This window comes from Shinella granuli (assembly GCF_004341885.1).
Taxonomy (GTDB): domain Bacteria; phylum Pseudomonadota; class Alphaproteobacteria; order Rhizobiales; family Rhizobiaceae; genus Shinella; species Shinella granuli.
Map to the genome: position 1 here is coordinate 1 of NZ_SLVX01000015.1, position 20988 is coordinate 20988.

Annotated in this window: 24 protein-coding genes and 1 pseudogene; 7 read left to right on the forward strand and 18 right to left on the reverse strand. The window is 66.4% G+C overall.

The window, feature by feature from the left end; all coding sequences use genetic code 11:
• Positions 1 to 82: pseudogene (locus EV665_RS20775) on the forward strand (transposase); the annotation flags it as partial.
• A gap of 160 nt (positions 83 to 242) precedes the next feature.
• Here the strand turns inward: EV665_RS20775 and EV665_RS20780 are convergent.
• The 4 genes from EV665_RS20780 to EV665_RS20795 all read right to left on the reverse strand — a co-directional run bounded on the left by EV665_RS20780 (position 243) and on the right by EV665_RS20795 (position 4525).
• The gene (locus EV665_RS20780; protein ID WP_064330140.1) at positions 243 to 503 is read right to left on the reverse strand and encodes a hypothetical protein; all 261 of its coding nucleotides are present in this window, start codon (positions 501 to 503) and stop codon (positions 243 to 245) included.
• Positions 504 to 510: 7 nt separating this feature from the next.
• Positions 511 to 744 (reverse strand): BolA/IbaG family iron-sulfur metabolism protein, encoded by a 234-nt coding sequence (locus EV665_RS20785; RefSeq protein WP_064330139.1) that lies wholly within the window; start codon positions 742 to 744, stop codon positions 511 to 513.
• A 19-nt stretch (positions 745 to 763) separates the two neighbouring features.
• Entirely contained in the window at positions 764 to 3001 is a 2238-nt protein-coding gene (purL, locus tag EV665_RS20790; RefSeq protein WP_133035533.1) for a phosphoribosylformylglycinamidine synthase subunit PurL, read from the reverse strand.
• A 105-nt stretch (positions 3002 to 3106) separates the two neighbouring features.
• Positions 3107 to 4525, reverse strand: coding sequence for an aminotransferase-like domain-containing protein (locus EV665_RS20795; RefSeq protein ID WP_133035534.1), 1419 nt, complete (start codon positions 4523 to 4525; stop codon positions 3107 to 3109).
• A 95-nt stretch (positions 4526 to 4620) separates the two neighbouring features.
• Here EV665_RS20795 and EV665_RS20800 point away from each other — a divergent pair, with 95 nt between their 5' ends.
• Positions 4621 to 4836: a DUF1127 domain-containing protein gene (locus EV665_RS20800; protein ID WP_133035535.1), complete on the forward strand. Its 216-nt coding sequence runs from the start codon at positions 4621 to 4623 to the stop codon at positions 4834 to 4836.
• 9 nt (positions 4837 to 4845) lie between these two features.
• On the opposite strand, the gene EV665_RS20805 is transcribed toward EV665_RS20800, so the two are convergent.
• From EV665_RS20805 to purC, 5 genes are all read right to left on the reverse strand, one after another.
• On the reverse strand, positions 4846 to 5238 hold the full coding sequence (locus tag EV665_RS20805; RefSeq protein ID WP_133035536.1) for a hypothetical protein: 393 nt from the start codon (positions 5236 to 5238) through the stop codon (positions 4846 to 4848).
• 186 nt (positions 5239 to 5424) lie between these two features.
• Positions 5425 to 6096: a phosphoribosylformylglycinamidine synthase subunit PurQ gene (gene purQ / locus EV665_RS20810; RefSeq protein WP_064330134.1), complete on the reverse strand. Its 672-nt coding sequence runs from the start codon at positions 6094 to 6096 to the stop codon at positions 5425 to 5427.
• Entirely contained in the window at positions 6093 to 6350 is a 258-nt protein-coding gene (locus EV665_RS20815) for a hypothetical protein (protein ID WP_064330133.1), read from the reverse strand. Before EV665_RS20815 ends, purQ begins: the two co-directional genes overlap by 4 nt.
• A 19-nt stretch (positions 6351 to 6369) precedes the next feature.
• Entirely contained in the window at positions 6370 to 6612 is a 243-nt protein-coding gene (gene purS / locus EV665_RS20820) for a phosphoribosylformylglycinamidine synthase subunit PurS (RefSeq protein ID WP_133035537.1), read from the reverse strand.
• A 28-nt stretch (positions 6613 to 6640) separates the two neighbouring features.
• Positions 6641 to 7405 (reverse strand): phosphoribosylaminoimidazolesuccinocarboxamide synthase, encoded by a 765-nt coding sequence (purC, locus tag EV665_RS20825; protein WP_064330132.1) that lies wholly within the window; start codon positions 7403 to 7405, stop codon positions 6641 to 6643.
• Positions 7406 to 7620: 215 nt separating this feature from the next.
• On the opposite strand from purC, the gene EV665_RS20830 reads away from it, so the two are divergent.
• Positions 7621 to 7941, forward strand: coding sequence for a DUF1476 domain-containing protein (locus EV665_RS20830; protein WP_064330131.1), 321 nt, complete (start codon positions 7621 to 7623; stop codon positions 7939 to 7941).
• A gap of 66 nt (positions 7942 to 8007) precedes the next feature.
• On the opposite strand, the gene EV665_RS20835 is transcribed toward EV665_RS20830, so the two are convergent.
• Positions 8008 to 10596 carry a sensor domain-containing protein gene (locus EV665_RS20835; protein WP_133035538.1) on the reverse strand — a complete coding sequence of 863 codons (2589 nt, stop codon included), beginning with the start codon at positions 10594 to 10596 and terminating at the stop codon, positions 8008 to 8010.
• 85 nt (positions 10597 to 10681) lie between these two features.
• On the reverse strand, positions 10682 to 11242 hold the full coding sequence (locus tag EV665_RS20840; RefSeq protein WP_133035539.1) for an RBBP9/YdeN family alpha/beta hydrolase: 561 nt from the start codon (positions 11240 to 11242) through the stop codon (positions 10682 to 10684).
• Between the two features lie 171 nt (positions 11243 to 11413).
• Here EV665_RS20840 and EV665_RS20845 point away from each other — a divergent pair, with 171 nt between their 5' ends.
• Complete coding sequence (locus tag EV665_RS20845) at positions 11414 to 12217, forward strand: DUF2189 domain-containing protein (protein WP_133035540.1); 804 nt, start codon at positions 11414 to 11416, stop codon at positions 12215 to 12217.
• A gap of 96 nt (positions 12218 to 12313) precedes the next feature.
• Here EV665_RS20845 and EV665_RS20850 read toward each other — a convergent pair whose 3' ends face one another.
• The 7 genes from EV665_RS20850 to EV665_RS20880 form a co-directional block, all read right to left on the reverse strand.
• Positions 12314 to 12550 carry a hypothetical protein gene (locus EV665_RS20850; RefSeq protein WP_133035541.1) on the reverse strand — a complete coding sequence of 79 codons (237 nt, stop codon included), beginning with the start codon at positions 12548 to 12550 and terminating at the stop codon, positions 12314 to 12316.
• A gap of 103 nt (positions 12551 to 12653) precedes the next feature.
• Complete coding sequence (gene purB, locus EV665_RS20855; protein ID WP_133035542.1) at positions 12654 to 13961, reverse strand: adenylosuccinate lyase; 1308 nt, start codon at positions 13959 to 13961, stop codon at positions 12654 to 12656.
• A gap of 64 nt (positions 13962 to 14025) precedes the next feature.
• Complete coding sequence (locus EV665_RS20860; protein ID WP_245507778.1) at positions 14026 to 14568, reverse strand: hypothetical protein; 543 nt, start codon at positions 14566 to 14568, stop codon at positions 14026 to 14028.
• A gap of 2 nt (positions 14569 to 14570) precedes the next feature.
• Positions 14571 to 15299, reverse strand: a complete 729-nt coding sequence (locus EV665_RS20865; RefSeq protein WP_245507782.1) for a DUF2259 domain-containing protein — start codon at positions 15297 to 15299, stop codon at positions 14571 to 14573.
• A gap of 2 nt (positions 15300 to 15301) precedes the next feature.
• On the reverse strand, positions 15302 to 15979 hold the full coding sequence (gene rpe, locus EV665_RS20870) for a ribulose-phosphate 3-epimerase (protein WP_133035544.1): 678 nt from the start codon (positions 15977 to 15979) through the stop codon (positions 15302 to 15304).
• Positions 15980 to 16047: 68 nt separating this feature from the next.
• Entirely contained in the window at positions 16048 to 17052 is a 1005-nt protein-coding gene (locus EV665_RS20875) for a P1 family peptidase (protein WP_162853119.1), read from the reverse strand.
• Positions 17049 to 18125: an ABC transporter substrate-binding protein gene (locus EV665_RS20880; RefSeq protein ID WP_133035545.1), complete on the reverse strand. Its 1077-nt coding sequence runs from the start codon at positions 18123 to 18125 to the stop codon at positions 17049 to 17051. The genes EV665_RS20875 and EV665_RS20880 overlap by 4 nt, the downstream gene beginning before the upstream one ends.
• Before the next feature lie 177 nt (positions 18126 to 18302).
• On the opposite strand from EV665_RS20880, the gene EV665_RS20885 reads away from it, so the two are divergent.
• The 3 genes from EV665_RS20885 to EV665_RS20895 all read left to right on the forward strand — a co-directional run bounded on the left by EV665_RS20885 (position 18303) and on the right by EV665_RS20895 (position 20984).
• The gene (locus tag EV665_RS20885) at positions 18303 to 18785 is read left to right on the forward strand and encodes a flavin reductase family protein (RefSeq protein WP_133035618.1); all 483 of its coding nucleotides are present in this window, start codon (positions 18303 to 18305) and stop codon (positions 18783 to 18785) included.
• 78 nt (positions 18786 to 18863) lie between these two features.
• A complete protein-coding gene (locus tag EV665_RS20890; protein WP_064332513.1) occupies positions 18864 to 19739 on the forward strand; it encodes an AAA family ATPase in 876 nt (291 codons plus the stop codon).
• Positions 19740 to 19742: 3 nt separating this feature from the next.
• The gene (locus EV665_RS20895; RefSeq protein WP_133035547.1) at positions 19743 to 20984 is read left to right on the forward strand and encodes a vWA domain-containing protein; all 1242 of its coding nucleotides are present in this window, start codon (positions 19743 to 19745) and stop codon (positions 20982 to 20984) included.
• Positions 20985 to 20988: the final 4 nt, after the last annotated feature.

The following is a 20988-nucleotide window of genomic DNA, read 5'->3' on the forward strand; positions in this document are numbered from 1 at the left end:
TACAAGGTATGACCGCTGCGCTCACACATTCTTTTCCGCCATCTGCATCGCAGCAACAGTTATATTCTGGCTAAATCAATGAGTCCTGACCATAGCAAATCGGCTTCAAGGGCCGATGCGATGAACCATTCGCCCTAGATAACAACCTCGTGTGACAAATGCCAGAAGCCCCGCCACAAAAAAGTGCGGGGCTTCCTTACCATTTCAGCGGTGTTGCGCGTTCGCCGCGCCCGGTTTGCGGCCTATCCGGCACGCTGGCGGCTGCGGCTTGCCGCCGTGCGACGGCGGCTCACCTGCTTGCGCGGGCGCTTGGCCGGCGTCTTCTCCGGCTTCAGCACGGCTTCTATGATGTCACCGAGGAGCCCGCCGGACGCTTTCTTGCCCGTCGTCGTCTTGCGGCGCGTGCGCTTCGTCGAGGCCTTGCGCACGCCGGTCTTCTTCAGCACCTCCTTGAGGGCTGCATCGACCACGCCGTTGACGAGTTCCTTGATGAGATCGGCCATGGCTGGATCAGTCCGGGATCGAGGTCTGCAGGGCAAGGGCATGCAGGATGCCGCCCATATTGCCCTTCAGCGCATCGTAGACCATCTGGTGCTGCTGCACGCGGGTCTTGCCGCGAAAGGCTTCCGCGACGACTTCGGCGGCGTAGTGATCGCCGTCGCCGGCAAGATCGCGGATGACCACCTTCGCTCCGGGAATGCCGGATTTGATCATGTCTTCGATATCGCCGGGTGACATAGGCATGTGAACTGCTCCCTTATCGTTATTCCGCGGCGGCAGCGGCGGTGCCGTTGCCATCCATGAAGTCAGGGAACCACGATTCATGGGTGTCGCGCAATTGTTCAATCGGCAGCGACAGCAGGCCGTCCACGACGAGCGCATCGCCACCGACCGTGCCGAGGCGGCGGAACGGCACGCCCGCGCCTTCCGCATTGGCGCACAGGAAGTTGGCGAGATCGGCCGGGACGGCGATCACGTAGCGGGCCTGGTCTTCGCCGAAGAGCAGCGCATGGGCCGGGCCGTTGCTTCCGGAAAGGTCGACCTTGGCGCCCTTGCCGGAGGCCATCGCCATTTCCGCGAGCGCGACGGCGAGACCGCCGGAGGAGATGTCGTGGCAGGCGGTGACCTGGCCGTTGCGGATGGCCGAGCGCACGAAATCGCCGTTGCGGCGTTCGGCGTGGAGGTCCACCTCCGGCGCCGGGCCGTCGACAAGGCCGAGCACGTCGCGCAGATAGACGGACTGGCCGAGATGGCTGCCGTCGACGCCGATCAGCACGAGCTGGTCGCCGTCCTTCGCGCCGCCGATCCTCGCCATGGCGGACCAGTCCGGCAGCAGGCCGACGCCGGCAATGGTCGGGGTCGGCAGGATGGCGATGCCGTTCGTCTCGTTGTAGAGCGAGACATTGCCGGAGACGATCGGGAAATCGAGGGCGCGGCAGGCTTCGCCGATGCCCTGGATGGCTTTCACGAACTGGCCCATGATTTCCGGCTTTTCCGGATTGCCGAAGTTGAGGTTGTCGGTGGAGGCGAGCGGCTCCGCGCCGGTTGCCGTGATGTTGCGCCAGCATTCGGCGACGGCCTGCTTGCCACCCTCGAACGGATCGGCCTCGACATAGCGCGGGGTGACGTCCGAGGAGAAGGCGAGCGCCTTGGTGGGATGGCCCTCGACGCGCACGACGCCGGCGTCACCGCCGGGGATCTGCAGCGAATTGCCCTGGATCAGCGTGTCATACTGCTCGTAGACCCAGCGCCGGCTCGACTGGTTCGGCGAGCCGACCAGCTTCAGCACGGCCTGGCCGTAATCGCCCGGTTCGGTGACGAGGTTTGCCGGCAGCGGCGCGGGCTTGCCCGGTTCGCGCCAGGGGCGGTCGTATTCCGGTGCCTGGTCGCCGAGGTCCTTGATCGGCAGGTTGGCGACTTCCTCGCCCTGGTGCAGGATGCGGAAGCGCAGGTCGTCCGTCGTCTTGCCGACGATGGCGAAGTCGAGGCCCCACTTGACGAAGATCGCCTTGGCGACCTCTTCCTTGGCGGGTTCGAGAACCATGAGCATGCGCTCCTGGCTTTCCGACAGCATCATCTCGTAAGCTGTCATTCTCTCTTCGCGCACCGGCACGAGATCGAGATTGAGTTCGATGCCGAGGTCGCCCTTGGCGCCCATTTCGACGGCCGAGCAGGTGAGGCCGGCCGCGCCCATGTCCTGGATGGCGATGACGGCGCCGGTCTGCATCAGCTCGAGGCAGGCTTCCAGCAGGCACTTTTCGGTGAAGGGATCGCCGACCTGCACGGTCGGGCGCTTTTCCTCGATCGACTCGTCGAATTCGGCCGATGCCATGGTGGCGCCGCCGACGCCGTCGCGGCCGGTTTTCGCGCCGAGATAGACGACCGGAAGGCCGACGCCCTTGGCTTCCGAGAGGAAGATCGCGTTCGACTTGGCAAGGCCCGCGGCAAAGGCGTTGACGAGGATGTTGCCGTTGTAGCGCGGGTCGAATTCCACTTCGCCGCCGACGGTCGGCACGCCGAAGGAATTGCCGTAGCCGCCGACGCCGGCGACGACGCCGGAAACCAGGTGACGGGTCTTCGGATGGTCGGGCGCGCCGAAACGCAGCGCGTTCATCGCCGCGACCGGGCGCGCGCCCATGGTGAAGACGTCGCGCAGGATGCCGCCGACGCCCGTCGCCGCGCCCTGGTAGGGCTCGATATAGGACGGGTGGTTGTGGCTCTCCATCTTGAAGACGACGCAGTCGCCGTCATCGATATCCACCACGCCGGCATTTTCCCCGGGGCCCTGGATGACGCGCGGACCCTTGGTCGGCAGCGTGCGCAGCCAGCGCTTGGAGGACTTGTACGAGCAGTGCTCGTTCCACATGGCCGAGAAGATGCCGAGTTCGGTGAAGGTCGGCTCGCGGCCGATCAGCGAGAGGATGCGGTCGTATTCATCCGGCTTCAGCCCATGGGCGGCAATCAGCTCCGGGGTGATCGGGCGGGTGTTCGAAATGGTCATCGTCGCTCGTCTTGTCGTGGAGGGCAGGATTGCGGTCTCTTTAACCTATGCCGCCCGGCAGCGCGACAGGAAAATGTCCCCGATCACAGGCGAAACGGCGCGTTTTCAGGCCGGGCTGTCATAGCCCGTCGGGCCATGGGCGATGAGACGGCGCAGCCGCGAGAGGCCGGTGACGACATCCGCGCGGCTTTCCGGCGAGGACAAGCCGATGCGCACGCGGTAGAACGTCTTCTCCGAACGGCCGGCCTTGAACTCGTCCTCGTCGTCGATGAGGATGTCCTCGGCGAAGGCCGCCTGGCGGAACGTGCCGGACAGCCACGGGTCCGGCAGCTTCAGCCAGAGGAAGGGCACGCGCGGGTGCGAGTTGAAATCGAGCCCCGCGAAGATGTCGCGGGCATGCGCCTCGCGCGCCTCGACCTCCGCGGAGACCTTCGCGCGGATGGCGTCCGCCATGCCGGACAGCACCAGCCGGGCGCCGAGTTCGGCGAGCAGGTAGGGCAGGCCGCCGCTCACCATCTTGTGGGCGATGCGCACGCGCTGGGCAAGGTGCGGCGGACAGGCGATCCAGCCGCCGCGCACGCCCGCCGCCACGCTCTTCGACAGGCCGCCGACGAGGAAGGTCCGGTCCGGCGCGATTTCCGCCAGGAGCGGAATGCCGGCGTCGATCGTGCTGCCATAGAGATTGTCCTCGATGAGGAAGACATTGTGCCGCCGGGCGATGGCGGCGATGGCGCGGCGCCGATCTTCGGGCATGACGGCGAGCGTCGGGTTCTGGCCCGACGACATCAGGAAGGCGAGCTTGGGATGCTGCTGCACGCAGACGCGCTCGAAATCCTCCGGGATCACGCCGTGGGCATCCGATTCGACCAGCACCGTCTGGCGGCCGATGAGGGCGGTGCCGCGGCTCACCTGCGAATAGGTGACGTGTTCGAAGACGATGCGGTCGCCGGGCGCGGTGATGACCGAGACGGCGGCGATGACGGCGGCATGGGCGCCGAGCGTCGGCACGATGCTCTCGATCGCCGGCTGCCAGTCGTCCCGCCTCAACCAGCGCCGCCCGGCCTCCAGCCATTGGACCGGGAAGTTCCGGGTGTAGCTGGCGATCTCGTTCGGCTGCTCCCGGCAGATGTCCGTGAGGATGTCGGTGATCGCGGTCGACTGGCCGACATCGGTGGCGGCCGTCGTGTCGAAGCGCAATTTGCCGGGCGGTGCATTGGCCGCGCGGGTGCCGACCAGCCGGGCGCTGACCGGATCCATGGCCGCCGGATCATTGTCCTGCGTCGAGCCGAGCACATAGGTGCCGCGGCCGACCTCGCCGCTGACGAGGCCGCGCTCGCGCACCATCGTATAGGCGCGGCTGACGGTGCCGATGGTCACGCCGATGTCATAGGCGAGGTTGCGCTGCGGCGGCAGCTTGCTGCCGGCGGCGAGCGCCCCGGTGCTGATTGCCTGCTCGATCTGGTCGGCGATGCGCACATACAGCGGGCCATCGGAGGCCTGGAGATCGGGAAGCCAATTTGTCATGGTGCCAATTCTTAGATTGCACCGCACTGAGAGTCAATTATTTCCTGAATGCACCGTTTGTCACGAGAGCTTGTGACGCTTCAGGAGAGACGACTATGGCAATCGATACAATATTCACCGCGGCAGAGCCCGGCAGGCCCGGTGGCCTGCGCGCGATGCTGCGTCGCGCCTGGCACACAGGCCGTGCCTGGAGCGTCACGCGGCGCACGCGCCACGCGCTGGTGGAAATGACGGACGATGAGCTCCGCGACATCGGCGTCAGCCGTGCCGAAGCAGCGCGGGAGATCCGCAAGTCGATCTATTGGGATTGACGGCTGCCGTCAGCAGCCCTTGCCGCCGGCGGCCCAGCGCTTGACGTCGGTCGCGATGCGCGGGCCGACGGCCTCGCCCATCATCGGGCCGAAGGCATCGAGCCTGGCCGGGTTGCCCTCCGCCTGCACGACGAGCAGCGGGCGCGATTCCGGTGAATTGCGGTGGACGACGAGGATGCGCGGGCGACCGGAGAAGGAGTTCAGCTCCGGCGCGAGGCGATAGGCCTTGAAGGCCGGGTCGCCCGACTTGAACCAGCAGCTGTTCGCCGCGAGCGCGACGCGCTCCATGGTCGGCAGGGCGGCGCCGTTGACCTGCGGTGCCGGGGTCTTCGCCTGGCAAGCCGCCAGAGCCGCAACGGCGAGGAGCGGCAGGAAGAGCTTGGCGGCAGGAAGAGAGCGCATGGAGGGCCTTTCGGGGGTGGACATGCGCCCTTGATAGCAACAGGGCGTTAAGAGAGCCTGACGAAACGGCGCGCGGGCCGGCGGCATCCGTTTCCGTCATCCGAGCCGATGCTCTCGGCATCGACATACATCTGCGGGCCGGTGACGATCCGCGATCATCTCGGCCCGAAAGATTTCCTGCGGTTGTCAGGCCGCGATGACGTCGAGCACCGAGGCGAAGAGGCCGCGACCGTCGGAACCGCCATGGGCGGCCTCGATGAGGTTTTCCGGGTGCGGCATCAGGCCGAGCACGTTGCCCCTTGCGTTCATCACGCCGGCAATGTCGTTGATCGAGCCGTTTGGGTTGGTGCCTTGCGCATAGCGGAACACGACCTGGCCATTGCCTTCGATGGCGGCCAGCGTCTCGGCGTCGGCGAAATAGTTGCCGTCGTGATGGGCGACCGGGCAGCGGATGATCTGGCCCTTCTCATAGGCGCGGGTGAAGTCGGTCTCTGCATTGGCCACTTCGAGCTTCACCTCGCGGCAGACGAATTTCAGCGAGGCATTGCGCATCAGCGCGCCGGGCAGGAGGCCGGATTCGAGCAGGATCTGGAAGCCGTTGCACACGCCCAGCACCTTCACGCCGGCCTCGGCCTTCGCCTTGATCGCCTGCATGACGGGCATGCGGGCGGCAATCGCGCCGCAACGCAGGTAGTCGCCGTAGGAGAAACCGCCCGGGATGACGATCAGGTCGACATCCGGCAGCTCCGTTTCCGTCTGCCAGACGGTGACCGGCGCCTGGCCGGAGATCTTGGTCAGCGCCGCGATCATGTCGCGGTCACGGTTGAGGCCGGGAAGTTGGACGACGGCGGACTTCATGGGTGTGGTTCAAACCTTGCCTGGGCCTCGGCGAGTTCACGCAGTTCGAGGCGGTTTTCGATACGGTCGAGGCGCTGGTCCACGCGGTCCAGGCGCGAGTAGATGTGATGCACATCCTGCTGGATGGTCACGATGTTACCGCGCATCGTGATCATCTCGCTGCGGAGGTCGGCCAAACCCCTGTCCAACTTGTCCATGCGGACATGAAAGCTTTTCAGCAATTCATGGAGCAGGTCGTTTGTCGCATCCGCCATTTGCCATCTCCTTCAACCGTCAGGCGAGGGCGATAGTATAGTTCTCGATTACCGTGTTGGCCAGCAGCTTGTCGCACATGGCCTTGAGGTCGGCTTCGGCCTTGACGCGGTCGGCGGTGGCGAGCTCCAGGTCGAAGACCTTGCCCTGGCGGACCTGGCCGACGCCGTCGAAGCCGAGGCTGCCGAGGGCGCCCTCGATCGCCTTGCCCTGCGGGTCCAAAACACCGTTCTTGAGCGTAACCGTTACGCGTGCCTTGATCATGTCTGTCTGTCCATCCTTGGAAGGCGTGTTACTTCACCAGAACCGGGCCGGTGCCGCGCACGGGCTCGTTCTCGTTGATGATGCCGAGGCGGCGGGCCACTTCCTGGTAGGCTTCGACCAGGCCGCCCATGTCGCGGCGGAAGCGGTCCTTGTCCATCTTCTCCTGGGTGGCGATGTCCCAGAGGCGGCAGCTGTCCGGCGAGATCTCGTCGGCGATGATGATGCGCATCATGTCGCCTTCGTAGAGCCGGCCGCACTCGATCTTGAAATCGACGAGCTGGATGCCGACGCCGAGGAAGAGGCCGGAGAGGAAGTCGTTGACGCGGATGGCGAGCGCCATGATGTCGTCGAGTTCCTGCGGGCTCGCCCAGCCGAAGGCGGTGATGTGCTCTTCGGAGACCATGGGGTCTTCCAGCGCATCGGCCTTGAAATAGAATTCGATGATCGAGCGCGGCAGCACGGTGCCTTCCTCGATGCCGAGACGCTTGGAGAGCGAGCCGGCGGCGACGTTGCGCACGACCACTTCCAGCGGGATGATCTCGACTTCCTTGATCAACTGCTCGCGCATGTTGAGCCGGCGGATGAAGTGGGTCGGGATGCCCATCTTGTTGAGCTGGGTGAAGATGTACTCGGAGATCCGGTTGTTCAGCACACCCTTTCCGTCGATGACATCGTGTTTCTTCTTGTTGAAGGCGGTGGCGTCATCCTTGAAGAACTGGATCAGCGTGCCCGGCTCGGGACCCTCGTACAGGATCTTGGCCTTGCCCTCGTAGATACGGCGGCGACGGTTCATGGATTTTATCTCTGTTGTTGGCGCGCTTGGGCCGCGCAGGTGTCGTTCGTTTGCGCTCCCATAAACGAAATGCCGCAGTTTAACAATCGCTGTCACGGCCGATCCCCCGTTTTCCGGGAAGTACGGACCTCACGAAAGTTCGCATTGCACTTTTGCCGTTGTTTTGATTTATGGGCGGAAAGCCTAACGGGTCAGAGAATCTACGGGAGCCATAGATGACCAGCATGCAGGATCGGGAAAAGGCCTTCGAGGCCAAGTTCGCGCTGGACGAGGAGCTGCGCTTCAAGGCCGAAGCACGCCGCAACAAGCTGGTCGGCCTGTGGGCTGCCGGCCTGCTCGGTAAGACGGACAGCGATGCGGACGCCTATGCCAAGGAAGTCATTGCCGCCGATTTCGAGGAAGTCGGCCATGAGGACGTCGTGCGCAAGATCAAGGCCGATTTCGACGCGGCCGGCGTTGCCCGCAGCGAAGACGAGATTCGCGTCCAGATGATCGAGCTCCTGGCCGTCGCCATCGCGCAGCTCGAAGTGGGCTGACCGGCGTTTGCGCCAGCAGGCCGTGCCATTCAAAGCCGTCCGGTCCGCCGGGCGGCTTTTCTCGTTCTAGCGGGTGACGGCGCGGCGGACCTCGTTCTGGAGGTCGCGTGCATTGCCGCCCTGGTGGCGCCATTCCTGGCGCTGGACGAATTCCGGAATGGCGCCTGCCGGCATGGGCCGGGCGAGCGCATAGCCCTGCAGGATGTCGCAGCCGAGATCGCGCATGATGGCGACATGGGCCGACGTCTCGACGCCTTCGGCCACCACCTCGATGTTCAGCGAGCGGCCGATCTCGACGATGGTGCCGACGAGCTTGCGCTGGCCGGGCGAGCGGCTGACCGGCTTGACGAGCTGCCGGTCGATCTTCAGCCGGCGCGGCGAGAGCTTCATCAGGCTGATGATCGAGGCATGGCCGGTGCCGAAATCGTCTATCTCGATATCGATGCCGAGCTTGCGCATCTCGGCGAGGTTTTCCAGCACGGTGCGGTCGCAATCGTCGAGGAAGATCGATTCCAGGAGTTCGAAGGACAGGGATTTCGGGCGGATGGCCAGCGTTTGCAGCGAGCGGGCCAGCTCCGGATCGTGCAGGCGCTTGGAGGAGACGTTGACCGAGATCTTCTCGATGCCGAGGTCGAGCGCCTGCCAGCAGGCATAGTCGGCAAGCGATTTTTCGAGCACGATGCGGTCTATCATCGCCACGCAGTCGAGATCCTCGGCGATCTTCAGGAAGGTGTCGGGCGCGAGGATGCCGCGGGTCGGGTGGTCCCAGCGCGCCAGCGTCTCGACGCCGACGACGTCGAGCGTGCGGGCACAGAACTGCGGCTGATAGTAGGGCAGGAAGCGCTGCTGCTCGATGCCCGTGAGGATTTCGTCGGCCGTCTTCTTGTTGACGATGATCTGTGCCTGGAAATCGCTGGTGAAGAATTCATGCCGGCTGCGCCCGCGGTTCTTGGCGCGATAGAGCGCGAGATCGGCATTGACGAGGAGCTGCTTGGCATCGATGGCGTCGCCCGACTGGCTGGCGATGCCGACGCTCGCGCCGAAGCGGCAGATATGGCCGTTGAAGGTGACGGGCTTGCGCATCGCCGCCACGATCGCCTCGGCGAGCATGGCGAGGTTGCGTCCGGCCGAGCCGGTCGACAGGAAGACGAACTCGTCGCCGCCGATGCGGGCGACGAAATCACCGGGGCCTTTCAGCTCATTGAGCACGCCGGCGGCGTGGACGAGCATCTGGTCGCCGGCAAGATGCCCGAGCGTGTCGTTGATCTCCTTGAAGCGATCGAGATCGATATGCAGCACGGCAAGGCGGCTGCCGCTCTGCTTTGCCTCCCGTGCGGCCGCCTCGATGGCGGCGTCGAGATAACGGCGGTTCGGCAGGCCGGTCAGGTGATCGTGCAGGGCCGTGTATTCGATGCGTGCCCGGGCGGCCTCCAGTTCGGCATTGCGCGCTTCCGCCAGCTCCTTGGCATGCTGCAGCTCCTCCTGGAGCCGCATGTCGTCGGTGATGTCCCAGTTCACGCCGATGAGGCGCGGCGCGCCTGCCATGTCGACATAGGGGGCCGCGCGGCTGCGGATATGGCGGATTTCGCCATCGCCGCGGATGATGCGGAACTCGTTGGCGAAATCCTGGCTGCGGAAGAGGCTGTCGCTGACCTTTGCCTTTGCCTTCGACTGGTCCTGCGGATGAAGCGCCCGTTCCCAGGTGCCTGCGTCCGGCTTTTCCGTCACGCCGTACATCTCGATCATGCGATTGTCCCAGCGCACGTCGCCGGTTTGCAGGTTGACATCGAAGACGCCGATGCGCGAGACGCCGAGGGCCAGTTCCAGCCGGCGGGAGAGCTGGGCGAGGCGCTCTTCCGCCTCCTTGCGCTCGGTTATGTCCGTGTCGGTGCCGGCGATGCGGCTCGGCTTGCCGTCCGGCCCGTAGTCGACGACGGCGCCGCGGCTCTCGATCCAGACGAAGTGACCGTCCTTGTGACGCTCGCGATAGGAGAACACGTTGAACGGCGTCTGGCCGGTTTCCTGCTTGTGGATCTCCTCCAGGACATGCGCCCGGTCGTCGGGATGCACGCATTGAAGCCAGTCCTCCAGGGAGGATTCGATGGGGTCGTCCGGCTGCAGGCCGCGGATCGCCCGCCACTGGCGGGAATAGAAGAGGTCGCCGCGGGCGAAATCATGGTCCCAGACGCCTTGGCCGGCGGATTCGAGCGCATGGTTCCAGCGGCTTTCGCGCTCCGCCAGTTCGAGCGCGTTGCGCTTGCGCTCGTCGATGTCGGTGGTCTGGATGAGGAGGGCGGGCGCTGGCGGCTCGCCGGGCAGGACCGGCGCCTCGACGAAGGATGCCAGCACCCAGAATTCGGTGCCATCGGGCCGCTGCAGGCGGATTTCCCACGGCGCCTGTTCGGCAGGGCCCGGACGCATCGCAAAGGCGATGACGGCGCGGTCCTTGGGCGAGACGCAATCGGGGAACGGAGGAAGGGTGGAGGGGCAGGAGACGCCGAAGGGCCGCAGGAACGCCCCGTTCGCCTCGAGGATGCGCCCCTCGGCATCAAGCGCGGCGAAGCCGAATCCGGACCGCGCAAAAAGCCGGCGATAAAACGGCTCGCGCTCCGTTTCATGCACGGCAATGGAGGTCGAACCGGATGGTTTGGCCATGAAACGCGGCGCCTGCTTGGAACTCAACGGGGCCAGCGTGCAGGATTTCTATGAAATTCCTCTTAATGAGGCCGGAAGGTGCCCGTCATTCGGGCGCCTTGAGCCGGCTCAGGAACTGGGCGAAGACCATCGTGCCCTCCGGCCAGGGACCATGGCCGGACTCCGTGTTGATATGCCCGGCCTCTCCCGCATCGAGCAGCAGTGCCCCCCAGGCGGCGGCGATGTCGTCGGCATGCTCGTAGGTGCCGAAGGGATCGTTGCGGCTTGCGACGACGAGCGAGGGGAAGCGGAGCGGCTCGCGCGGATAGGGGCCGAAGGTCATCAGGTGCTTCGGCCGGATGCCCTCGTTGGCGACATCGGGCGGCGCGACGAGAAAGGCGCCGGCCACCTTGTTGCCGAGATGCGGGGCGGCATGGATCGCCGCTGCCACGCCCAGCGAATGGGCGACGAGCACGACGGGGTTGCTGGCGGCCGCGACCTCTTCGATCACGCGTTGCACCCAGTCCTCGCGCACGGGCTTGGACCATTCGGCCTGCTCGACGCGCCGCGCCGAACCGAGCTTGGACTGCCAGCGGCTCTGCCAATGCTCGGGCCCGGAATTGGTGTAGCCGGGGATGATGAGGATTTCTGCTTCTGAGGCTTTCATGCGCCGGCATGTGCGTTCACGAAGTGCTGAAGTCAAGGGGGAGGGACAAATCAACCGGCCGGGTGTATGATCCGACCCCTTCAATGCCAATCACGGCACGCCCTGGTGGCGGACGATTGCCTTCCATGCGCGCGCGCCAAGACGGTCTCGAACCGGCAAGGAGGAATTGTCATGGCGACCTTTCATGTGATGGCAGGCCACGATCAGATGGCGGCGCGCCCGGCGATCCGGCGGATCGGCATTTCCGACGTGATGGATGCGCTTCGTCGCGGCTTCGACGATTTTCGCGCCAAGCCGTCCCACTATGTCTTCCTCAGCCTCATCTATCCGATCGCGGGCGTGGTGCTCGTCACCTGGAGTTCCGGCGTCAACATGCTGCCGCTGATCTTTCCGCTGGTGGCCGGTTTTGCGCTGCTCGGACCGTTCTTCGCCATCGGCCTCTACGAGATCAGCCGGCGGCGCGAGCGCGGCATGGATGCCTCCTGGCGCCATGCGCTGGAGGTGCGCAACTCGCCGGCCCTGCCGTCCATCCTTGCCGTCGGCGCCATGCTGATGGCGCTGTTCATCGCCTGGCTGGTCTTCGCGCAACTGCTCTATACCAGCCTGTTCGGGCCGGAACCGCCGCAGTCGCTCGCCCTGTTCCTCGCCTCCGTCTTCGGTTCGGAGAACGGGTTGCTGCTGATGCTAGCCGGCAATGCCATCGGCTTCTGCTTCGCGCTCGTCGTCCTGGCAACGACGGTGGTCACCTTTCCGCTGCTGCTCGACCGGGATGTCGGCGCCGTGGCGGCCATCGAGACCTCGCTGCGCGCCACTCTGGTGAACCCGGTGCCGGTCGCCTGCTGGGGGCTGATCGTCGCCGCGCTGCTGGTCGTCGGCTCCGTCTCGGTCTTCGTGGGGCTCGCCGTGATCATGCCGATCCTCGGCCATGCCACCTGGCATCTCTATCGCAAGATTGTCGTCGACGAGCAGCGATGACGCCGTTTTGCGGGCGGCACGCGCCAGGAGGAGAGTGCAAGGCCGCCCGTCAGAGGGGAGCGATGGCGCCAATGGCGCCATCGCCGTTTCCGGCCCTCATCTGTCCAGCGGATAACACCTGTCGGTGGAAAAGGCGCCGTCCTTGAAGCCGATCTGGCAGATGACGACCGTGTCGTCCTTCTCCAGGAAGACCGCATAGCTTTCGGCGATCGGCGACACATTGATGATGTCGTAGCCGGCGGCCAGGAGTTCGACGACGGATTGCGGTGTCTGTGCCTGCGCCGTTCCGGCGAAGAAAGCCACGGCAAGAAGCGTGGCGGCAGGAAACCTCATGTTCAGCCCCCCAGGAAGGCGTGCGCCATTGCACGCAAGGGAAGTCTAATACAGAAGGGCCGGCCGGCGAAGAGGCTTCGCCGGCCGATCGCGAAAGCGTGGGTTACACGGTGCCGAAGACGCGGCGGAAGATCGTGTCGACGTGCTTGGTGTGGTAGCCGAGATCGAATTTTTCGCGGATCTGCTCCTCGGAAAGGGCGGCGCGCACCTCGGCGTCGGCCAGCAGTTCTTCCAGGAAGTCCTTGCCCTGTTCCCAGACCTTCATGGCGTTGCGCTGCACGAGGCGGTAGGAATCCTCGCGCGAAACGCCGGCTTGCGTAAGGGCAAGCAGGACGCGCTGCGAGTGAACGAGGCCGCGGAACTTGTTGAGATTCTTCATCATGTTGTCCGGATAGATCACCAGCTTCTCGATGATGCCGGCAAGCCGGTTCAGCGCGAAGTCGAGCGTGATCGTCGTATCCGGGCCGATGCCGCGCTCGACGCTGGAATGGGAGATGTCGCGCTCGTGCCAGAGCGCCACGTTCTCCATGGCCGGGGTGACGGCCATGCGCACGAGGCGGGCGAGGCCCGTCAGGTTTTCCGTCAGCACCGGGTTGCGCTTGTGCGGCATGGCGGACGAGCCCTTCTGGCCGGGCGAGAAGAATTCCTCCGCTTCCAGCACTTCCGTGCGCTGCATGTGGCGGATCTCGATCGCGACGTTCTCGATGGACGATGCGATGACGCCGAGCGTGGCGAAGAACATGGCGTGGCGGTCGCGGGGGATGACCTGCGTGGAGACCGGCTCGGGCACGAGGCCGAGCTTGGCGCAGACATGTTCCTCGACGCGCGGGTCGATATTGGCGAAGGTGCCGACGGCGCCGGAGATCGCGCCCGTGGCGATTTCCGCGCGGGCGGCGACGAGGCGGGCGCGGCCCCGGTCCATCTCGGCGTAGAAGCGGGCGAGCGTCAGGCCCATCGTCGTCGGCTCGGCATGGATGCCGTGGCTGCGGCCGATGCGGATCGTGTCCTTGTGCTCGAAGGCGCGGGCCTTCAGCGCGGCGAGCACGCGGTCCATGCCGGCAAGCAGGATGTCGGCGGCGCGCACGAGCTGGATGTTGAAGGTCGTGTCGAGCACGTCGGAGGAGGTCATGCCCTGGTGCACGAAGCGGCTGTCCGGGCCGACGAATTCGGCGAGGTGCGTCAGGAAGGCGATGACGTCATGCTTGGTGACGGCCTCGATCTCGTCGATGCGGGCGACGTCGAATTCGGCCTTGCCGCCCTTCTCCCAGATCGTCTCGGCGGCCGATTTCGGGATGACGCCGAGCTCGGCGAGCGCATCGCAGGCATGGGCTTCGATTTCGAACCAGATGCGGAACTTCGTTTCGGGCGACCAGATGGCGACCATGTCCGGTCGGGAATAGCGAGGGATCATCGGCTCTTGGCTTTCCTTGGCAGGGTGGGAATTGCCGCCGCTTTAGCAAAGATGGCCGGCAAGCTCAACGGATGGATCGGGGGATGGATCGGGAGAGCCACAGGCTGGCGCCTGCAACGACGGGCAATCCGACCGGCAGGTACAGGCTGAGGCCCATGACGAGGAACTGGTAGACGGCCCCGGCAATGGTGAAGACGAACTGGTAGATCCAGATGCGCGTGCCGGGCGCATGGTGCCATTGCGCGTAGAACAGCCGGTAGTCCAGGGCGAAGAGGAAGGCCGTCACGGCGATGGTGCCGAGGCTGAGCAGCGCGAAATGGGCGGCAAAGCGGGTTTCGAACGGCCGGTGGCGGGTGAGGAACCGCGCCAGCGGCAGGGCGAGGGGCCAGGCGACAAGGCCGCCGGCAAAATAGATTACGAGGATCCGCACGAGCTGGAAGTTTTCGGCGCGCCCCTGCAGCGTCAGCGACAGAAGGGCGCCGGCCGCCATCAGCGCGCCCCAGCCGAGGGCGCCGCCGAGACAGACCGGCAGCGACGGGAAGATCGGCGCGGACGGCTGCCGCCTTGCGGCATCAGGCCCGTCCCGTCCCGTCGCGGCCAGCTCCATGGTCAGGGCCGGAAGGGCACGGCGATCCAGCGGCCGTCGCTGCCCTCGAAGCCGAAGCTGCGCAACAGGACGAGCGCGACATGGACCGGGTCGCCGTCGATCGGATTGAAGGTGAACGCGCCGGAAACCTGATAGGAAAGCGGGCAGGCGCGGCTGTCGGGCACGTGCGCATCCTCATGCAACACCGTGTCGGCCGCTTCGCCGTCGCGCCTGACGAGCGTCAGGCGGAATCCCTTGCCGCCCTCCGGCGTGATGTCACGGCACTTTTCGGAGCGCGCCAGCGGGATTTCCTCCAGCGCGAGGGCGAAGCTGCCGCCCGGCGTCGGTTCGATGGCGTGCTGCAGATATTCTATGCGGCTCCTGTCGGCGCCGACTTCGCCCATCGGGTTGAAGGCGGCCATCACGCCGGGATGGGAGAGCACCTTGTGCGTCTCGATCAGCGCCCCGGCCTTGTCGCGGCTTTGCGCGCGCGCCTGGGCGATATCCGCCGCTTCGTCGTCGATCCGCACGCGGATCGGCGTGCCCGAGAGATAGGCGTCCTTTTCCGTGTCGATGAAATAGACGTTGGAATAGGGAAAGCCCGAGCCGTCCTGGACGCCGAATTCCTCGAAGGCGTAGACCTTGCCGTCCGGCGAGAAGCCGAGCGACTGGAAGGTGGAGAAATCGCCGGCCGTGGCCGCGCTCGCCGCCAGCAGGCATGCCGCAAGGGCGCTTGCCGCCTTCCGCAACATCGTCACGCCCGCGCCCCCTCCGCATTGCTGCGCAGAGTGTCGATGGTTTTGCGATAGGCGTCAACATGACCGCCGCTGAAGATCGCCGAGCCCGCGACGAAGACATTGGCGCCGGCCGCGGCGGGCAGGGCGATCGTATCGACGGCGATGCCGCCGTCGACCTCAATGTCGATCGGCCGGTCGCCGACCATTTTCCGAACGCGGCGCAGTTTTTCCTGCATGGCCGGGATGAACTTCTGGCCGCCGAAGCCGGGATTGACCGTCATGACGAGGATGAGGTCGATCTTGTCGAGCAGGTAGTCCAGCACGCTTTCCGAGGTGGCGGGGTTGATCGACACGCCGGCGCGCTTGCCGAGTGCGCGGATCGCCTGCAGCGAGCGGTCGAGATGCGGGCCGGCCTCGGCATGCACGGTGATGCCGTCGCAGCCGGCCTTCGCGAAGGCTTCGAGATAGGGATCGGCGGGCGCGATCATCAGGTGGCAATCGAAGAAGGCGTCGGTGTGCGGGCGCAGCGCCTTGATGACATCGGGACCGAAGGAGATGTTCGGCACGAAATGGCCGTCCATGATGTCGAGATGGATCCAGTCCGCCCCGGCCGAAACGACGTCGCGCACTTCCTGACCCAGCTTGGCATAGTCGGCGGCGAGGATGGAGGGCGCGATCCGGATGGGATGGGTCATGTCAGGCTCCGTCAAGAAGGAATTTGGCGTCGCCATACCATTCCCGGCAGGGGGGAACAACGGTCGAATTACCGCAGCGCCCAGCTCGGCAACATGTCGCCGGGCATCGGCGTCGCATCGTGCACGCCGCGGGCGATGGCGCGGGCCATGGTGGCGGCCGCAGTGGCGCAGAGCGTGATGAAGTCCTCCGGCGCCGGCCGGCGGCCGCTCCTGCCGGTCGAAAGCGCGAAGACGAGGTCGCCGTCGAGCGGCGTATGGGCCGGCCAGAGGGCACGGGCGAAGCCGTCATGGGCGGCGATCGCCAGCCGCTTGGCCTCGGCCTTGGTGAGGACCGCATCGGTGGCGATGACGGCGATCGTCGTGTTCTCCGTGCCGGTCGGCCGCCGGGACAGTTTCGTGCGCGGCGTGCGGGCATCCGCTGGGAAGGGGAAGGGCAGGCCGAGGCCGCCGAATTCGTCCGCCTCCTCGAAGGGCGCCGCCCAGAAATGCCGCGTATCGCCGATGGTGGCGGAGCCGAGCGCATTGACCGCGACAAGCGCGCCGATGGTGAAGCCGCCCTCGACGACGCTGGAGGCGGTGCCGAGCCCGCCCTTGCAGGTCGCCGTCAGCGCGCCGGTGCCGGCGCCGACGCTGCCGGTGGCAAAATCCGCCGTCGCCTCGGCAAGCGCCGCATGGCCGAGCTCGCGATAGGGCGGATAGCGGCCCCAGTCCTTGGCGCCGCCGTTCATCAGGTCGAAGAGGATGGCGGCCGGCACGATCGGCACGCGGTGCGGGCCGACGGCAAAGCCGCGTCCCCTTTCGCGAAGGCCCGCCTGTACCCCCGATGCCGCATCGAGCCCGAAGGCCGAGCCGCCGGACAGCACCAGCGCATCGACGGCCTCGACCGTGTTGTGCGGTTCCAGGAGATCGGTCTCGCGCGTGCCCGGCGCGCCGCCCAGCACCTGCACGGCGGCCGTCGCCGGTTCCTCGCAGAGGACGACGGTGACGCCGGAGCGAAGCACATGATCCGTGGCGTTGCCGACCGTGAGCCCGGCGACATCCGTCAGGCGGTTCTTCGGGCCGGGCCGCATCATTCGCTCCCCGTTGCCGTGTCGGCCGGCACGAAGGCGCCGGCGCGCCAGACGAGCAGGCGATAGGGATTTTCCGCGAGTTCGTGGTCGGCCCCGAAGGCGACGGTGCCGATCGCCGTCGCGAAGGGCGTGCCGGAAAGCGCCGCCGCAAGATCGCTGCCGCGGCTTGCCGCCGTCGCAAGGACGGTGACGGCGGCATGGGCGGGCAGCACATAGCCTTCCGCGAAAATGTCCTTTTCCTTCATCGCCGCCGCGACGGCCTCGCCCTCCGGCAAGGCCTGGTAGTCCGGCAGCGCGATCGCCCCGACGCCGTCGGTCATCGGCACGAGCGGATCGGCGCCCATCAGGGCCTCGCCGCCGATAAGCGCCAGCGCCACCTTCTCCGTCCCGGCATCGCGCGCGATCACCGCCATATCCGTCCGGTCGCCGCCGACGAAGACGCGTGTGACGCCTGTCTGGGCGAGGCGGCGCACGAGGGTGAGCTGCTGCTCCTGCGCCGGGCGATAGGTGTCGACGAAGGCGGCCTTCATGCCGACCTCCTCCAGTCGCAGCCGGATCGTCTCGACCAGCTCGCGGGCATGGATCGTGCCGTCGTCGATGAGCGCGAAGGGCTCGGCCTTCCAGTCCCGGACGATGATCTCGACCGCCTTGTCGGCCTCCGCCTTCGGGCCGGGGGCGAGGCGGAAGAGCGGCCAATTCTTCTTCAGCGCATCCTCCATGAGGATGCCCGAGCGCACGGAAAGCGTGATCGCCGGCACCTTCGCCTCGGCAAGGGCGGGCAGGGCGGCGGCAAGCCCCTCCGTGCAGAGGAAGCCGACCGCGGCAACGGCATCCGCCGCCAGGATCGCCTTGCCGATCGCCGCGCCGTCGCTCTCATCGCAGGCCTCGGGAATTTCCACCACCGTGTCGCCGTTCGCCTGCGCGGCGAAGCGGGCGCCGTCGCGCACCTGCTGGCCGAGGATGGCGAGCGGCCCTTCCGCCGGCGCGACCACGGCGAAGGTGAGGCCGGCCGCGGCCGCGGGAGAGGCGGCAAGCACCAAGGCGCCGAGCAGGCTGGCAAGGAAGGCGGTTCTCATTCTCAATCCATCGATCGCGATGACGCTCTTTGTAAGGATCGGGCCGGCAGCGTCAAAGAGAAATATGGCCGCCTCGTCTCCGGCAGGACAGGAAAATTCGGGAACGGGGGTTACATTTTGCTTCATTTTCGCCATGTATCTCCTGTGGTGAAGGAGAATGCCGTGTTGGACAGATTGATGCTGGACCCGTCGCTCTACCGTGATGCGATGAGCCGCTATGCCGGCCATGTGCAGATCGTGACGACGGCGCATGCGGGCGAAAAGCGCGGCGTGACGATCACCGCCGCCTGCTCGGTGTCGGACAATCCGGCCATGGTGCTCGCCTGCGTCAACGCCTCCAATCCGAAGAACGCGATCTTCTCCAGAAGCGGCAATTTCGCGCTCAACACGCTTTCCGCCAGCCAGATCGACCTTGCCAACGCCTTTTCCGGCCGCGACCCGGCGCTGACGGCGGAGCAGCGCTTCTCCATGGGCAACTGGCAGGAGCTGGTGACCGGCGCGCCCGTGCTGAAGGATGCGCTGGCCGCCTTCGATTGCCGGCTTGTCGAGCTCAAGGTCATGGCGACGCACATGGTGATGATCGGCGAGGTGATGGGCGTCTCCTTCGGCGAGCCCGGAGAGGCCCTTCTCTATATGGACCGGGGCTACCGCACGCTATAAGTTCGTTCTTCCAGACGGAGGAACGGCGTGGCCTATCAACGCGGAAACATCCCGCAATCCATCGACGAAACCGTGGAGATGCTGGCGGCGGGCAACTATCTCGCTGGACGGTCGCTGGCGACCGTCTTGTTCCTCGCACTGCGCATGAAGCGGCCGCTCTTCCTGGAGGGCGAGGCCGGCGTCGGCAAGACGGAAATCGCCAAGGTGCTCGCCGCCGCACTCGACCGCCCGCTGATCCGCCTGCAATGCTACGAGGGCCTCGACATCTCCTCGGCGGTCTATGAGTGGAATTATCCGGCGCAGATGCTGGAGATCCGCCTTGCCGAGGCTGCCGGAACCACGGATCGCGGCCGCATCGAAGCCGATATCTTCTCCGAGCGCTATCTCATTCGCCGCCCCGTGCTGCAGGCACTCTCCTCGCCGGATGGCCGGGCGCCGGTCTTCCTGATCGACGAACTGGACCGCACCGACGAGGCCTTCGAAGCCTTCCTCCTCGAAGTGCTGTCCGATTTCCAGGTGACGGTGCCGGAGCTCGGCACCATCCGCGCCGCCGAGCCGCCCATCGTCATCATCACGACGAACCGCACCCGCGAGGTGCACGATGCACTGAAGCGCCGCTGTCTCTACCACTGGGTCGATTATCCCGCCGCCGCGCAGGAGCTGGAGATCATCCGCCGCAAGGTGCCGGGCTGCAACGCGGCGCTCTCGCGGGAGGTCGTCGCCTATGTGCAGAAGCTGCGCGGGCTCGATCTCTTCAAGAATCCGGGCGTCGCCGAAACCATCGACTGGGCGAGCGCGCTCACCGAGCTCGACCGCGTCGCGCTCGACCCGGAAACCGTGTCCGACACGCTCGGGACGCTGCTCAAGTACCAGGACGACATCGCCCGCATCGAGGGCGCGGAGGGGCGTAGGCTGCTGGATGGCGTGAAGGCCGATCTGGCGGCGGCGGGCTGAGCGATGACAGCGGCGGCGGACAACGGCCTGTCGGGCGCGGCCTTCGAGGGACGGCTTGCCGACAATATCGTGTTCTTCGCCCGCGTGTTGCGCAAGGCGGGCCTGCGCATCGGGCCGGCGGCGGTGACGGATGCCATCGAGGCGGTGCGGGCGATCGGCATCGGCGAGCGCGAGGAATTCTATACGGCGCTGCATGCGACGCTGGTCAAGCGGCACGAGGACGACGCGGTCTTCGACGAGGCGTTCCGGCTGTTCTGGCGCTCGCGCGACCTCGTCGGCAAGATGATCGCGCTGATGTCGCCGGTGGTGCGGCGCGAGGCGGAGCGGGAAAAGCGCAAGGCGGGCGAGACGCGCGTCTCCGATGCGCTGTTCGGCGGCCGGCAGGACGAGCGGCGCCTGCGCGACGAGCCGGACATCGAGGTCGATGCCCGGTTCACCGCCTCCGGCAGCGAGGTGCTGCGCAAGACCGATTTCGCGCAGATGTCCGCGGCCGAGCTTGCCGCCGCCAAGCGCGCCATCGCCGGCCTCGTGCTGCCTCTCGACGAGGTGCGCACGCGCCGCTTCCGCCGCTCCACCCGGCCGGTGGCGATCGACGCGCGCGCCACCATGCGCCATGCCATGCGCACCGGCGGCGCGCTGATCCTGCCGCGCCACCGGGAGCCGAAGACGGTGCATCCGCCGCTCGTGGTGCTGGCCGACATTTCCGGCTCGATGAGCCAGTACACGCGCATCTTCCTGCATTTCCTGCATGCGCTCGGCGAGCACCGCCGCCGCCTGCACGCCTTCCTGTTCGGTACGCGGCTCAGCAATGTCACGCGCCAGATGCGCCACCGCGATCCCGATATCGCGGTGGAGGCGTGCAGCCAGTCGGTCAGCGACTGGTCCGGCGGCACGCGCATCGGCGAGACGCTGAAGGAATTCAACCGGCTCTGGTCGCGCCGCGTGCTGGGGCAGGGCGCCGTCGTGCTGCTCATCACCGACGGGCTGGAGCGCGAGGGCATCGACCTCCTGGAAAGGGAGATGGACCGGCTGCACCGCTCCTGCCGGCGGCTCGTCTGGCTCAATCCGCTCCTGCGCTTCGAAGGGTTCGAGGCGCGGGCGCGCGGGGTGCGGGCGATGCTGCCGCATGTCGACGAATTGCGGCCGGTGCACAATCTGGAGGCCATGGCCGACCTGGTGGCGGCGCTTTCCGGCGAGGCGCCGCGCGGCACCGGCGATCCGCGGCGTTTCCTGCCGGCGGCATGAGGAG

What these genes read in the sequence shown, in the direction of transcription:
- rpe (WP_133035544.1), bottom strand. Translation starts at nt 15,979, where the DNA reads ATGACCCATCCCATCCGGATCGCGCCCTCCATCCTCGCCGCCGACTAT.
- EV665_RS20840 (WP_133035539.1), bottom strand. Translation starts at nt 11,242, where the DNA reads ATGAAAGCCTCAGAAGCAGAAATCCTCATCATCCCCGGCTACACCAAT.
- EV665_RS20780 (WP_064330140.1), bottom strand. Translation starts at nt 503, where the DNA reads ATGGCCGATCTCATCAAGGAACTCGTCAACGGCGTGGTCGATGCAGCC.
- EV665_RS20880 (WP_133035545.1), bottom strand. Translation starts at nt 18,125, where the DNA reads ATGAGAACCGCCTTCCTTGCCAGCCTGCTCGGCGCCTTGGTGCTTGCC.
- EV665_RS20795 (WP_133035534.1), bottom strand. Translation starts at nt 4,525, where the DNA reads ATGACAAATTGGCTTCCCGATCTCCAGGCCTCCGATGGCCCGCTGTAT.
- EV665_RS20800 (WP_133035535.1), top strand. Translation starts at nt 4,621, where the DNA reads ATGGCAATCGATACAATATTCACCGCGGCAGAGCCCGGCAGGCCCGGT.
- EV665_RS20895 (WP_133035547.1), top strand. Translation starts at nt 19,743, where the DNA reads ATGACAGCGGCGGCGGACAACGGCCTGTCGGGCGCGGCCTTCGAGGGA.
- purC (WP_064330132.1), bottom strand. Translation starts at nt 7,405, where the DNA reads ATGAACCGTCGCCGCCGTATCTACGAGGGCAAGGCCAAGATCCTGTAC.
- EV665_RS20845 (WP_133035540.1), top strand. Translation starts at nt 11,414, where the DNA reads ATGGCGACCTTTCATGTGATGGCAGGCCACGATCAGATGGCGGCGCGC.
- EV665_RS20850 (WP_133035541.1), bottom strand. Translation starts at nt 12,550, where the DNA reads ATGAGGTTTCCTGCCGCCACGCTTCTTGCCGTGGCTTTCTTCGCCGGA.
- EV665_RS20865 (WP_245507782.1), bottom strand. Translation starts at nt 15,299, where the DNA reads ATGTTGCGGAAGGCGGCAAGCGCCCTTGCGGCATGCCTGCTGGCGGCG.
- EV665_RS20830 (WP_064330131.1), top strand. Translation starts at nt 7,621, where the DNA reads ATGACCAGCATGCAGGATCGGGAAAAGGCCTTCGAGGCCAAGTTCGCG.
- EV665_RS20875 (WP_162853119.1), bottom strand. Translation starts at nt 17,052, where the DNA reads ATGATGCGGCCCGGCCCGAAGAACCGCCTGACGGATGTCGCCGGGCTC.
- purB (WP_133035542.1), bottom strand. Translation starts at nt 13,961, where the DNA reads ATGATCCCTCGCTATTCCCGACCGGACATGGTCGCCATCTGGTCGCCC.
- EV665_RS20785 (WP_064330139.1), bottom strand. Translation starts at nt 744, where the DNA reads ATGCCTATGTCACCCGGCGATATCGAAGACATGATCAAATCCGGCATT.
- purL (WP_133035533.1), bottom strand. Translation starts at nt 3,001, where the DNA reads ATGACCATTTCGAACACCCGCCCGATCACCCCGGAGCTGATTGCCGCC.
- EV665_RS20805 (WP_133035536.1), bottom strand. Translation starts at nt 5,238, where the DNA reads ATGCGCTCTCTTCCTGCCGCCAAGCTCTTCCTGCCGCTCCTCGCCGTT.
- EV665_RS20815 (WP_064330133.1), bottom strand. Translation starts at nt 6,350, where the DNA reads ATGGCGGATGCGACAAACGACCTGCTCCATGAATTGCTGAAAAGCTTT.
- EV665_RS20860 (WP_245507778.1), bottom strand. Translation starts at nt 14,568, where the DNA reads ATGGAGCTGGCCGCGACGGGACGGGACGGGCCTGATGCCGCAAGGCGG.
- EV665_RS20835 (WP_133035538.1), bottom strand. Translation starts at nt 10,596, where the DNA reads ATGGCCAAACCATCCGGTTCGACCTCCATTGCCGTGCATGAAACGGAG.
- EV665_RS20890 (WP_064332513.1), top strand. Translation starts at nt 18,864, where the DNA reads ATGCTGGCGGCGGGCAACTATCTCGCTGGACGGTCGCTGGCGACCGTC.
- purS (WP_133035537.1), bottom strand. Translation starts at nt 6,612, where the DNA reads ATGATCAAGGCACGCGTAACGGTTACGCTCAAGAACGGTGTTTTGGAC.
- purQ (WP_064330134.1), bottom strand. Translation starts at nt 6,096, where the DNA reads ATGAAGTCCGCCGTCGTCCAACTTCCCGGCCTCAACCGTGACCGCGAC.
- EV665_RS20885 (WP_133035618.1), top strand. Translation starts at nt 18,303, where the DNA reads ATGCTGGACCCGTCGCTCTACCGTGATGCGATGAGCCGCTATGCCGGC.